This is a genomic window from Mycobacterium sp. 1081908.1, assembly GCF_001673535.1.
Classification (GTDB): Bacteria; Actinomycetota; Actinomycetes; order Mycobacteriales; family Mycobacteriaceae; genus Mycobacterium.
On record NZ_LZLY01000032.1, the window covers coordinates 26,202 to 37,979 of the forward strand.

Below are 11,778 nucleotides of genomic sequence, written 5' to 3' on the forward strand. Positions count from 1 at the left end.
GGGGCACAGCGGCAGGCTGGCTTAAAGGCGCGAGTTCCCCGACCACAGCGCGCTTGCACCGCCCAGCGTCTGCTCGACGTTGTCCAGAATCCCGGCGATCGATCGGCCCAGCAGCGCGCCCAGCGCATCCGGCAGCGACGCGGCCGCCGGCTGCGACGAGGCCCGCGGCCGCACCAGGTCCAGCAGCGACGATCCGGGATAGCTGACGACGCGCACCTCGGCGTCCTCGTCCAGGCCGGCGAGGGCCTTGGCCCGGCGCACCGCGGCCCGGAAGCCGCCGAGCTCGTCGACCAGGCCGCGTTCGACGGCGTCGGCGCCGGTCCAGACCCGGCCCCGCGCAACGAGTTCCACCTCTTCCGCACTCAAGTTGCGGCCCGCGGCGACCCGTTCCACGAAGTCGTTGTAGAGCAGCTCGGCCTCGGCCTCGCGATGCCGGCGCTGTTCGGGCGTGAACGGCGCGTCGGCCGACCAGGCGTCCGCATTCGCGTTGGTGCGCACCGTGTCCGAGGCGACGCCCAGGCGAACCTTCAGATCACGCACCACCAGCTTGCCGGTGATCACGCCGATCGAGCCGGTGATCGTGCCCGGACTGGCCACGATCGCGTCGGCGCCCATCGCGACGTAGTAGCCGCCGGACGCGGCGACCGCGCCCATCGACGCCACCACCGGCTTGCCGCGCTCGCGCGCCCGCGCCACCTCGCGCCAGATGGTCTCCGACGCGATGACCGAACCCCCCGGGCTGTCCACCCGCAGCACGATCGCGGACACCGAATCGTCGGCGGCGGCCTCGCGCAGCGCCGCCGCGATGGTGTCGGCGCCTGCGGTCGACGTGCCCAGCGGCAGGAACTGCGGGCCGCCGCGCCCGGTGACGATCGTGCCGTCGACGGTGACCACGGCCAACGTCGGCTTGGGCCGGCGGCCCGGGACCGACGGCACGGGCGGGCTCAGCCGTGACCGGGCCGCGCCGGCATAGCGCGCCAGGTAGAGCCGGGGCGGCGCGTGTTCGTCCGAAACATCCTGCACCCCAACCAGTTCCGCGATCCGCGCGTAGGCTTCGTCGCGGAATCCGATCCGGTCGACCAGGCCCGAGGCCACCGCGTCGTCGCGCAGCAGCGGGCCCCGGTCGGCCAGCTCGTCGAGCGCGTCCGGCTCCACCTTGCGCGACTCCCCGACCGCCCGCCACACCTGTTCCTGCAGGCTCTCAAGCATCCGCGTGACGGCCTCGCGGTGGGCCTCGGTGAAGCCGCCCTCGGTCAAAAGGTTTGCCGCCGACTTGTATTCGCCCGTCGCGATGATCTGGGCTTCGATGCCCGCCTTGTCGAGCGCGTCGCGCAGGAACATGGCGTTGCTCGCGAATCCGATCAGGCCGACGCTTCCCGACGGCTGCATCCACACCTCGGTGAACGCCGAAGCCAGGTAGTAGGACAGCGTGCCCGGGTAGGTCTCGGCCCACGCCAGCGACGGCTTGACGGCGCTGAAAGCCGCGATCGCCTCCCGCAGTTCCTGGACCGCGGCCGGCGGCGCCGCCGCGAGCTGCACGCGCGCGATGAGCCCGGCGACCCGCGGGTCCTCGGCCGCCCGGTGGATCGCCGCGACGGTGTCGCGCAGCGACATCGGTCGGCTGCCCCCGGTGATGATCGCCACCGGGTCGAAGCCGGTGGTCTCCGGCGGCGCCGAGCGCAGGTCGAACTCGAGGACGCAGCCGTTGGGCACGCCGTGGTGGCGGGCCGTGTCGACCCGGCCGGCCAGGGCGCGCACGTCGTCGATACCGGGGACGGAAGGCAGGAAACCGAACATATTCGAAGCCTACCGATCGGCCGCCGTACGGTGGTCGGGTGAGGTTTTCCATCGCCATCCCCCAATTCGACTACGACGGCTTCGACGCGCCGGGACTGCGCGCCTACCTCGCCCGGGCCGAGGAGCTCGGCTTCGAGGGCGGCTGGGTGCTCGAGCAGATCATCGGCGAGGCGCCGCTGCTGGCGCCGCTGGAGCTGCTGGCGTATTGCGCCGCCTGCACCGAGCGGCTGCGCCTCGGGGTCGCCGTCCTGGTGACGTCCCTGCACGACCCGCTGCAGCTGGCGTCGTCGGTCACCGCCGTCGACCGGCTCAGCCACGGCCGGCTCGACGTCGGCGTCGGGGCCGGCGGCGGCTTTCGCCGGTTCGACGCCTTCGGGGTCGAAAAAGCAACGTACATCTCGTATTTCACTGAAGGCCTGGAGCTGATGAAGGCGGCCTGGTCCGACGAGCCCCGCGTGACGTTTCACGGCCGGTTCCGCGAGGTCGACGGCCTGCCGATCGCGCCCAAGCCGGTGCAGCGGCCGCATCCGCCGATCTGGTTCGGCGGCCTGGCCCCCAAGGCGCTGGCCCGGGCGGTGCGCCACGGCGATTCGTTCCTGGGCGCGGGTTCGTCGACCACCGAGGCGTTCGCCGGGGCCGTCGCCGTGGTCCGCCGCGAACTCGCCGAACAGCGGAAAGACCCCGCGCACTTCACCATTGGCAAGCGGGTCTACCTGACGGTCGACGACGACGCTGCAAAAGCCCGCGAACGCGTCATCGAAGGGCTCCACCGCATCTACGGCGATTCCATTCCCGGCGGCGAAAACGTTCCGGTGTCTGGCACGCCCGACGACGTGGCGCGCGGGCTGCGCGAGGTGATCGACGCCGGGGCCGAGTACCTGCTACTCAACCCGGTCGGCTCCGACGTCGGCGAGAACCGCGAACAGATGGAACGCCTTGCCGCGGAGGTCATTCCGCAGCTGAGCTGACTACAGCTCGGTGACCGAGCCGCCCGCCGCGGTGATCTTCTCGCGCGCGCTGCCGCTGAACTTGTGCGCGGACAGGTCGACCTTGACGGTCAGCTTGCCGTCGCCGAGGACCTTGACCAGCGAGTTGCGGCGCACCGCGCCCTTGGCCACCAGCTCGTCCACGCCGACGGAACCGCCCTGCGGGAACAGCCGGTTGATGTCGCCGACGTTGACGATCTCGTACTCGGTGCGGAACCGATTCCGGAATCCCTTGAGCTTGGGCAGCCGCATGTGGATCGGCATCTGGCCACCCTCGAAGGTGGCCGGCACGTTCTTGCGGGCCTTGGTGCCCTTGGTGCCCCGCCCGGCCGACTTGCCCTTGGAGCCCTCACCGCGACCGACCCGGGTGCGCGCTTTCTTCGACCCAGGCGCGGGTTTCAGGTCGTGCAATTTGATGGTCACTTGGCCTCCTCCACCTGCACCAGGTGGCGCACCACCGCGATCAGGCCGCGGGTCTGTGCGTTGTCCTCACGGACCACCGAATGGCGGATCCGCCGCAGGCCCAGGGTCCGCAGGCTCTCGCGCTGCTTCCAGCGAGCACCGATGGTGCTGCGCACCTGGGTGATCTTGAGCTGACTCATGGCTGCGCTCCCGAAATCTGAGCCTCACGCGCCGCCGCCGCACTGGCCAGTGCGTCGCTTTCCCGGCGCGCCTTCAACATTCCGGCCGGGGCGACGTCCTCGATCGGCAGTCCGCGGCGAGCGGCCACCTCCTCGGGACGCTGCAGGAGCTTGAGCGCGGCCACGGTCGCGTGCACCACGTTGATCGCGTTGTCGCTGCCCAACGACTTGGCCAGAATGTCGTGCACCCCAGCGCATTCCAGCACGGCGCGGGCCGCGCCGCCGGCGATGACGCCGGTACCGGGGCTGGCCGGACGCAGCAGCACGACGCCCGCGGCCGCCTCACCCTGCACCGGGTGCGTGATGGTGCCGCCGATCAACGGCACCCGGAAGAAGCCCTTGCGCGCCTCCTCCACGCCCTTGGCGATCGCGGCCGGCACCTCCTTGGCCTTGCCGTAGCCGACGCCGACCATGCCATTGCCGTCACCGACGATGACCAGGGCGGTGAAGCTGAATCGCCGTCCACCCTTGACCACCTTGGAGACGCGGTTGATGGCGACGACCCGCTCCAGGTAGTTGCTCTTGTCCCCGTCGCGGTCGCGACCGCCGCGGCCACCACCGTCGCGCCGGCCGCGGCCGTCTCCGCGCGAGTCGCGGCTGTCGCGGCTGTCTGGGCCGCCCTGCCCGCCGGCCGACTGTTCCGCCATTATGCGGTCCTTCCAGTTGTCATCAGAAACTCAATCCGTTCTCGCGCGCGGCATCCGCCAGCGCCGCGATCCGTCCGCCGTAGGTGTACCCGCCGCGGTCGAAGACCACGGTGTCGATGCCGGCGGCCTTGGCGCGCTCGGCGATCAGCTGACCCACCCGCACGCTGCGCGCCTTCTTGTCGCCGTCCAAGCCGCGCACGTCGGCCTCGATCGACGACGCCGCGGCCAGCGTGGTGCCGTTCTCGTCGTTGACCAGTTGGACGTGGATGTGCCGCGCTGAGCGGTTCACCACCAGCCGCGGGCGCTGCGGGGTGCCCGCCAGCTTCTTGCGCAGCCGCGCGTGCCGGCGCAGCCGGGACACCCGCCTGGTCGCGGATACGTTCTGCCCCACCGGCTTTCCGGAGGCGGCGGCGGTCTTTGTTTGCGCCATGACTACTTACCTGTCTTTCCGACCTTGCGGCGGATCTGCTCGCCCTCGTAGCGCACGCCCTTGCCCTTGTACGGGTCGGGACGGCGCAGGCGGCGGATGTTCGCCGAGATCTGACCGACCTTTTGCTTGTCGATCCCGGTGACCGTGAACTTCGTCGGTGACTGGACCGCGAACGTGATGCCCTCGGGCGCCTCGATCACCACGGGGTGGCTGTAGCCCAGCGCGAACTCGAGGTTGGAGCCCTTGAGCTGCACGCGGTAGCCGACCCCGAAGATCTCCATCTTGACGGTGTAGCCCTCCGTCACGCCGGTGACCAAGTTGGACACCAGGGTGCGCGACAACCCGTGCAGCGAGCGGTTGCGCCGCTCGTCGTTCGGGCGGGTGACCACGATCGCGCCGTCATCGTTGCGCTGCACCGTGATCGGTTCGGCCACCGTCAGATTCAGGGTGCCCTTGGGGCCCTTCACCGAGACGTTCTGGCCGTCGATCGTTACGTCGACTCCGGTGGGCACCGGAACCGGCTGCTTACCAATTCGCGACATGTCTAACCCCTCACCACACGTACGCGAGGACTTCGCCGCCCACGCCCTGTCTGGCCGCCTGACGGTCGGTGAGCAGACCCGACGAGGTCGAGATGATCGCCACGCCCAGTCCGCCGAGCACCCGCGGCAGGTTGGTGGATTTCGCGTACACCCGCAACCCCGGCTTCGACACGCGGCGCAGACCCGCGATGCTGCGCTCCCGGCTCGGCCCGTACTTGAGCTGGACGACCAGCGACTTGCCGACCCGAGCGTCTTCGGTCCGGAAGTCGTTGATGTAGCCCTCGTTCTTGAGGATCTGGGCGATGTTGGCCTTGATCTTGGAGTGCGGCAACGTCACCTCGTCGTGATACGCCGAATTGGCGTTGCGCAGACGCGTCAGGAAGTCTGCGATCGGGTCCGTCATCGTCATAGTTCAGTCCTATGTCCCGTCACCAGCTGCTCTTCTGCACGCCGGGCAGCTCACCCGCGTGCGCCATCTCTCGCAGGCAGATCCTGCATAGCCCGAACTTGCGGAACACCGCGCGCGGACGTCCGCACTTGCTGCAGCGGGTGTAGCCGCGCACCGCGAACTTCGGCTTGCGCGCGGCCTTGTTAACCAGTGCCTTCTTAGCCATCTAGTCAGTTCTCCTTGAACGGAAAGCCGAGGGCCCGCAACAGCGCTCGTCCTTCGTCGTCGGTCGTCGCCGAGGTGACGACGTTGATGTCCATGCCGCGGACCCGGTCGATCTTGTCCACGTCGATCTCGTGGAACACCGACTGCTCGGCCAGTCCGAACGTGTAGTTGCCGACCCCGTCGAACTGCTTGGGCGAAAGCCCGCGGAAGTCACGGATACGCGGCAGCGCGATCGACGTGAGCCGATCGAGGAATTCCCACATGCGGTCCCCGCGCAGCGTCACCCGCACGCCGATCGGCATGCCCTCGCGCAACTTGAACTGCGCGATGGACTTTCGTGCCTTGCGGATCTCCGGCTTCTGACCGGTGATCAGCGCCAGGTCGTTGACCGCACCGTTGATCAGCTTGGCGTCGCGAGCCGCCTCGCCGACGCCCATGTTGACGACGACCTTGGTGATGGTCGGGATCTGCATGACGTTGCCGTAGCCGAACTGCTTGTGCAACGCATCCCGGATCTCGTTGCGGTAGCGCTCTTTGAGGCGCGGCTGAACCTTTTCTGCGGTGGTCATGCTAGATGTCCTTGCCGTTGCGCTTGGAGATGCGGACGCGCTTGCCGGTTTCCTCGTCTACCCGGTAGCCGATTCGGGTGGGCTTGCCGTCCGAGTCGACCACCATCACGTTGGACACGTGGATCGGCGCTTCCTGCGTGACGATGCCGCCCGACCGGGCGCCGCGCTGGTTGGTCGAAATCGCGGTGTGCTTCTTGATCCGGTTGACGCCCTCGACCAGCACGCGGTTGCGTTCCGGGTAGGCCTGCAGCACCTTGCCCTTGGCGCCCTTGTCCTTGCCCGCGATGACGAGGACGGTGTCGCCCTTGTGGACCTTCATCTACAGCACCTCCGGGGCCAGCGAGATGATCTTCATGAATCGCTTCTCGCGCAGTTCGCGCCCGACCGGCCCGAAGATGCGCGTCCCGCGGGGGTCGTTGTCGGGCTTGATGATCACCGCGGCGTTCTCGTCGAACTTGATGTAGCTGCCGTCGGGACGCCGGCGCTCCTTGACCGTGCGCACCACGACGGCCTTGACGACATCCCCGCGCTTGACGTTGCCGCCGGGGATGGCGTCCTTGACCGTGGCGACGATGACGTCACCGATGCCGGCGTAGCGTCGCGACGAACCGCCAAGCACCCGGATGCACAGGATCTCCTTGGCGCCGGTGTTGTCGGCAACCTTCAGCCGCGATTCCTGCTGAATCACTCGATCTCCTGACCTGGTTTCACGTGTGCACGGCAGGAGGAACCCAAAGCCTGACGTGCGCGGTCTTTGTCACCGAAGGGCACGCGGGGCCGATTCGCACCGGCCGAGGTCTGCCCAAGGCAACCCCTAGAGTCTAGGGGACGACCAGCTCAGAGCCAAATCTGCGGATGTCGGCGACGTGATGGACGCCTTCGTGCATCGCCTGGCGGACCAGCCAGCGCGCGGTGCGCCGTTCGCCCGGCAACCGGGAGCCCACCCGATCCCAGTCTTCTGTGCGCCTGACCTCGTCGCGGAAGCCGGCGGTGCCGGCCGCCAGCTCGTTGAGCGTGGCCTCGATGTCGCAGTCGTTGTACCGGAATCGGCGGGCGCGCAGGTCGTTGAACATCGGCTCCAAGGCGGGTTCGTGTTCCGTGCGGACGCGGTGCAGCCGGATGGTGAAGCTGACGTAGACGTCGCGCAGGTGGCAGAGGTACTCCGCGACCGACCACACATCGGGGGCGGGCCGCACCCGCCGGGCCTCGGGCGCGATCGCGCCGATCGCGCCTGCGACCGCGCCCGGCACCCCGGCGATGACGGCGACCGCGTCGTCGATCCGCGTTTCCAGGTAGGCGACCGAACAGGCGTCGCAGACGTGATCCTCGGCGGCGAGCGGCGGTAGTGACGCGGGCATGGGGAAATCCTGCACCTAGAACGGCGGGGGCTCGTCGTCGGCCTCGGTGGGCGGCGGCAGGGCGAAGTAGTCTCGGCGCAACGGTTTTCGGGCCAGTCGGGCTTGGCGGTTGTGGTGGCGTTCGGCGGCGATGCGGGCGGCCCGCTCGTGGGCGCGGGTGCGGCGACGTGTGGGCATCTTCGCGGTGCGTTCCCCGCAGCGCCGGGTGTCGGGAGCATCGGGGACCGACAGGTCGACGGTGGGCGCACACAAGCTGGGGAAGAGCAGGGCGCTGCCAGGGGTCGTGATGTAGGTGTGCCCGTCCGGTAGCCGCCAGATCACCGTGCCATCGGCGAGTTGTTGGTCGCGCCAGCCGCAGAACGTTTTGAGCAAATGATGAAGCCGGCACAGACATTTCAGGTTCGACGCGTGGGTCGCTCCGCCTTCGGCGTAGGGGACGGTGTGGTCGAGGTCGCAGCCGATCGCGGGCCGGTCACACCCCGGGGCGCGGCAGGTCAGGTCCCGGCACCGCACAAAGTCGGCCAGCGCGTTCGAGGGCACGTAGCCGTTCTCCGGTGGCGCGCCGGCGGGGTGGACCAGCGGCCGCAGTTTGGCCGAGGCCGCCAACTCTTGCAGGAGTTCGGGCGTGACGAGCCCGTCGGCGCCCAGCTCGGAGCCCGGGGTGTTGCCGGTGCCGTCGAGGGTGGCCTGCTCGGCGATCACATGAATCACCACCGGGCTGGCCGCAGGGCGCTTCCCGGCCGCGCAGTCGGTGCGCGCGCAGCGGCACCCGAGCCGATCCGCGCCGGCCGCCAGCGCCCCCAGGGCATCGGCGCGGCGCTGCTCGCGGGTGCGCGGGTCGTGGACGCACACCGTGGCGGCCAGCGCGTCTAAGCGCTGGTCTAATGCGTGGGCATCGGGACCTAGCAGGCTGCCGCCCAACTCGGCCAGCCCGTCGAAGGCCTCGCCGATCCAGACGTTCCGATCGGTCCGGCGTTCCTTGCGCCGGCGCACCGCATCGGCATCGGCACGCGCGACGATCCTGTCCACCTGGGCGGCCAGCCGGCCCCGCGTCATCGACGGCCAGCGCCCCACGTTGGCCGCCAACTGGGCATCCACCGCCGCCAAGATGTCGGGATCGGCGATCAAGTCGGTGCGAAACACGATGGTCTGAAACAGGCGGAAGTCGAGGTCGCCGGCCAAAAACACCTCGCCCACCTGCGGCAGGCGCTCGCCCAGCGCCCGCGCATAGCGCAGCCGGCTGGCCGCCAGGCCCTGGCCGATCCGCAACGCCGCGGCGACCTCGGCCGTGACGGCCTCCATGGTGTCGATGGCCCAGTCCTCGCTCTCCGAGCACCGGGACAATCGATACCTGAACAACTCATGGATGGCGATCAGCTGCGCGGCCGCCTCCCGGTTCTCGGCCCGCGACGCCGCACAGATCCGATCCACCATCACCGCCGACTCGGGCGTCTTCGACGGATAGCGCCGCTCGATCATCTCGTCAAACCGGCCGATCACCGCGGCACGAGCACCTTCATCGAACATACGTTCGAGTATCCCACCCGCCTACGACAAGAGCCTCAGCGCAAACGGCGACAGGAATTTGTCACGAAACGACATCCCACGCCTGGCCCGGATCGCCGTCGCAATAGCGGGTTGAGACCCAAGTCCCGGGGCCCGGTCCGCCGAGCACGGCGAGGCAGAGCCACCCCGGGTCAGTCTTGACCGTTCCATTGGGGTCGAAATTCCAATTTTGGTTCCACATACCGATGCAGGGGCCGAGGTGCGCGAACGCACTGTCGCCCGCCGGATTTATCAGGCACCCTCCGGGGAAAGCCACGTTCTGCAGCTGCCGGCCATTGAGGTACCAGCGCTGGGAGTCCGAACCGTTGCAGGGGTTGATCACCACCGCGGCGTAGTAGATCCCCGTCGGGGAGTCCAGACAAAAATCGCCTAGCCGGCTTCTCAACTGGACCGGGCCGTCGGCGTCCGCCGCGCCGGCGAACAGCACCGCGACACACAGCAGTGCGGTGACCACGCCGAGGGCCTGGCCGACACCACGCATCAACCGCAACTCACGCATCGTCGGCTCCGCCTTCTCGGTCACGTCAACCTCAGCAGCCATACCACCACGGACGCCCGTCGGTCCGCCGCAAATGACGGCCGTCGCGTCGGCGTGTTGCTCGTCGCGCGAACCTCAGCTCGAATGCCGGTACCAGGCGGCGATGTACAGAACCAGCGCCGTCGCCAGCGCGATCAGCACCCAGATCACCACGGCCTGGTCGATCCAGGAACCCGCGGGCGGGGTCCCGGGCAGGATGTTGCGCAGCGGGACGACGGCGAACAGCATCGCCGCATACCAGGTGGAAAACGGCGGCAGGAATTGCCTGCGCCCCGTCAGCATTTGGATGGCCACGAACAGCGCGAGGGTCGGCAGCGTGATGAGGACCAGGCAGATCCCGAGGTCGAACACCAGCGGACCCTTGGCCCTGTGCAGCGTGATGACGACGTTGTCGGGGCGATCGGGGTCGCTCGGGTTGCGCACGACCCGGGTGGCCGCGATGTCCCAGCCGTCCAGTTTTCCGGTCACTTCGACGCGGCCGGGCTTTAATACGCGGTTTTCGCCCGAGCCGACGAGGACGTCGGACTGGATGGTGTCGGTCTTGTACGAGTCGAACGGCCAGTCGCTGGGATCACCGTGGGCCTCGATGGTGGTGGCGACCTGCGCCGGCAATTTCCCCACCGGGTACTGCAAGTCCCCCAGGTCGTTCTGCGGAAAGATGCGCACGGAGGTGTCGGTGTTCAACACGTTGAGGCGTTTGTTGATCATCGAATCGTCCGGCATCACCAAGACCTTCACATCGAGGCGATTCGCCACGGTGTGCAGCTGCTCGAAACGCATCAAGACCACCGTGCCGTCGGCGGTGTTGAGTTCCGGGTCGGGAAGGGGGCCCGGCGCGGTGGCCAGCCAGTGATACCCGAGCAGCGACAGGACGTAGACGACGGCGACGCCCACGATGATCGAGATGTCGAGGACGAGGTGGCGTCGTCGCGGCTTGCGCGCAGGCGCGTCCGGTGCCGTGGGGGCAACGCCGTGCCCGTTCGACGGCAGCGCTACGACGACGTCCCGTTGAACCGACACGGACGCAGATTAGCAACGGTGCTGTTTGCTGGCACCCTGAGGCGAAGCCCGCTACGAGTTCTTAACATGGGGCGCCACCAGCTTTAACACAACGCCGTTAGCCGGCGCGCCCGATCGTCAGTCCCCTTGCCGCACCCAGGCAAAAATGTACAAGCTCATCGCCGTCACGAGCGCGATCAACACCCACTGGACGATGGCCTGGTCGATCCAGGAACCGGGCGGTGGGGCGCCGGGAAGGATGTTGCGCAACGGGACGATCGCGAACAGGTTCGCCGCGTACCAGGTTGCGAAGGGCGGCAAGAACTTACGCCTGCCCAGCGCCATCGGGATGGCCACCAACAGCGCCAGGGTGGGCAGGCTGATAAGCACCAGGCAGATGCCGAGGTCGAAGATCAGCGGCCCCTTGGCCCGCTTCAGGGTGACGACCACGTTCCCGTTGTCGGTCCCGCGCTGGGTCGGGAGCGCGGCGGGGTCGTGAACCCGGTGGACGCTGACGTCCCACCCGTCCAACTCCCCGGTCACCTCGACGCGGGCGGGCACCTTCTTGACGTTGTCGCCGGAGCCGACGAACGCGTCGGCCGAGATCGGCTCGGTGCTGTAGGAATCGAAGGGCCAGTTACCGGGATCGCCGTGCGCCTCGATGGTCGTGCTGAGCTGCGCCGGCGCCTTTCCTTTCGGGTAGTGCAGGTCCCCCAGGTCGCTCGTCGGATACAGGCGCACGCCGACGTCGGTGCCCAGCACGTCGAGGCGGTTGTCGTAGGCCGAAATCCCCGGGTAGACAAGCACGTTCACCGTGAGGCGATTCGCGGTGGTCTTGAGCTCCTCGAGGCGCAGCTGCACGATGGTCGCGTCGCCCCCGCCCTGGCTCAGGTCCAGCGGGGGAAGCGGGGCCTCCGCCTCTTGCAACTGGTGGACCCCGAACAGCGACAGGGCGTAGGCCGAGATGACAACCACAAGGATGGCGATGCCGATCGCGATGCGCGGCTTTGACCGTTGTTTGCGCGGCGGCGGCGCCGGCTGACCCGGGATCGTGCCCACGCCCCAGACCGCCGGATCCAGCACCGCGTTCGT

17 protein-coding genes are annotated in these 11,778 nt (G+C 68.7%); 1 reads left to right on the forward strand and 16 read right to left on the reverse strand.

Annotated features, from left to right (window positions below):
- Positions 1–21: 21 nt before the first annotated feature.
- Entirely contained in the window at positions 22–1,797 is a 1,776-nt protein-coding gene (sppA, locus tag A5655_RS05145) for a signal peptide peptidase SppA (protein WP_067006237.1), read from the reverse strand.
- Between the two features lie 38 nt (positions 1,798–1,835).
- On the opposite strand from sppA, the gene A5655_RS05150 reads away from it, so the two are divergent.
- Positions 1,836–2,765 carry an LLM class flavin-dependent oxidoreductase gene (locus tag A5655_RS05150; RefSeq protein WP_067006240.1) on the forward strand — a complete coding sequence of 310 codons (930 nt, stop codon included), beginning with the start codon at positions 1,836–1,838 and terminating at the stop codon, positions 2,763–2,765.
- On the opposite strand, the gene rplO is transcribed toward A5655_RS05150, so the two are convergent.
- The 15 genes from rplO to A5655_RS05225 all read right to left on the reverse strand — a co-directional run bounded on the left by rplO (position 2,766) and on the right by A5655_RS05225 (position 11,736).
- Positions 2,766–3,206, reverse strand: a complete 441-nt coding sequence (gene rplO / locus A5655_RS05155) for a 50S ribosomal protein L15 (RefSeq protein ID WP_067006245.1) — start codon at positions 3,204–3,206, stop codon at positions 2,766–2,768.
- Positions 3,203–3,385, reverse strand: a complete 183-nt coding sequence (gene rpmD / locus A5655_RS05160; protein WP_067006248.1) for a 50S ribosomal protein L30 — start codon at positions 3,383–3,385, stop codon at positions 3,203–3,205. Before rpmD ends, rplO begins: the two co-directional genes overlap by 4 nt.
- Entirely contained in the window at positions 3,382–4,071 is a 690-nt protein-coding gene (rpsE, locus tag A5655_RS05165) for a 30S ribosomal protein S5 (RefSeq protein ID WP_067006251.1), read from the reverse strand. The genes rpmD and rpsE overlap by 4 nt, the downstream gene beginning before the upstream one ends.
- Positions 4,072–4,093: 22 nt before the next feature.
- Complete coding sequence (rplR, locus tag A5655_RS05170; protein ID WP_082978489.1) at positions 4,094–4,462, reverse strand: 50S ribosomal protein L18; 369 nt, start codon at positions 4,460–4,462, stop codon at positions 4,094–4,096.
- 41 nt (positions 4,463–4,503) lie between these two features.
- Positions 4,504–5,043, reverse strand: a complete 540-nt coding sequence (gene rplF / locus A5655_RS05175) for a 50S ribosomal protein L6 (RefSeq protein ID WP_067006256.1) — start codon at positions 5,041–5,043, stop codon at positions 4,504–4,506.
- Between the two features lie 10 nt (positions 5,044–5,053).
- Entirely contained in the window at positions 5,054–5,452 is a 399-nt protein-coding gene (rpsH, locus tag A5655_RS05180) for a 30S ribosomal protein S8 (RefSeq protein ID WP_066931536.1), read from the reverse strand.
- Between the two features lie 19 nt (positions 5,453–5,471).
- Positions 5,472–5,657 (reverse strand): type Z 30S ribosomal protein S14, encoded by a 186-nt coding sequence (locus A5655_RS05185; protein WP_011739072.1) that lies wholly within the window; start codon positions 5,655–5,657, stop codon positions 5,472–5,474.
- Positions 5,658–5,661: 4 nt separating this feature from the next.
- Positions 5,662–6,225 (reverse strand): 50S ribosomal protein L5, encoded by a 564-nt coding sequence (rplE, locus tag A5655_RS05190; protein ID WP_067006259.1) that lies wholly within the window; start codon positions 6,223–6,225, stop codon positions 5,662–5,664.
- Position 6,226: 1 nt separating this feature from the next.
- Positions 6,227–6,544 (reverse strand): 50S ribosomal protein L24, encoded by a 318-nt coding sequence (gene rplX / locus A5655_RS05195; RefSeq protein ID WP_066931540.1) that lies wholly within the window; start codon positions 6,542–6,544, stop codon positions 6,227–6,229.
- A complete protein-coding gene (rplN, locus tag A5655_RS05200) occupies positions 6,545–6,913 on the reverse strand; it encodes a 50S ribosomal protein L14 (protein WP_003403649.1) in 369 nt (122 codons plus the stop codon).
- A 133-nt stretch (positions 6,914–7,046) separates the two neighbouring features.
- Complete coding sequence (locus A5655_RS05205) at positions 7,047–7,583, reverse strand: DinB family protein (RefSeq protein WP_067006271.1); 537 nt, start codon at positions 7,581–7,583, stop codon at positions 7,047–7,049.
- A gap of 15 nt (positions 7,584–7,598) precedes the next feature.
- A complete protein-coding gene (locus tag A5655_RS05210; RefSeq protein WP_067006262.1) occupies positions 7,599–9,110 on the reverse strand; it encodes an HNH endonuclease signature motif containing protein in 1,512 nt (503 codons plus the stop codon).
- Positions 9,111–9,171: 61 nt separating this feature from the next.
- The gene (locus A5655_RS05215) at positions 9,172–9,648 is read right to left on the reverse strand and encodes an RICIN domain-containing protein (RefSeq protein WP_067006274.1); all 477 of its coding nucleotides are present in this window, start codon (positions 9,646–9,648) and stop codon (positions 9,172–9,174) included.
- A gap of 114 nt (positions 9,649–9,762) precedes the next feature.
- Entirely contained in the window at positions 9,763–10,677 is a 915-nt protein-coding gene (locus A5655_RS05220) for a DUF4436 domain-containing protein (RefSeq protein WP_067006277.1), read from the reverse strand.
- A gap of 147 nt (positions 10,678–10,824) precedes the next feature.
- The gene (locus A5655_RS05225) at positions 10,825–11,736 is read right to left on the reverse strand and encodes a DUF4436 domain-containing protein (RefSeq protein WP_067006280.1); all 912 of its coding nucleotides are present in this window, start codon (positions 11,734–11,736) and stop codon (positions 10,825–10,827) included.
- Between the last annotated feature and the right edge of the window lie 42 nt (positions 11,737–11,778).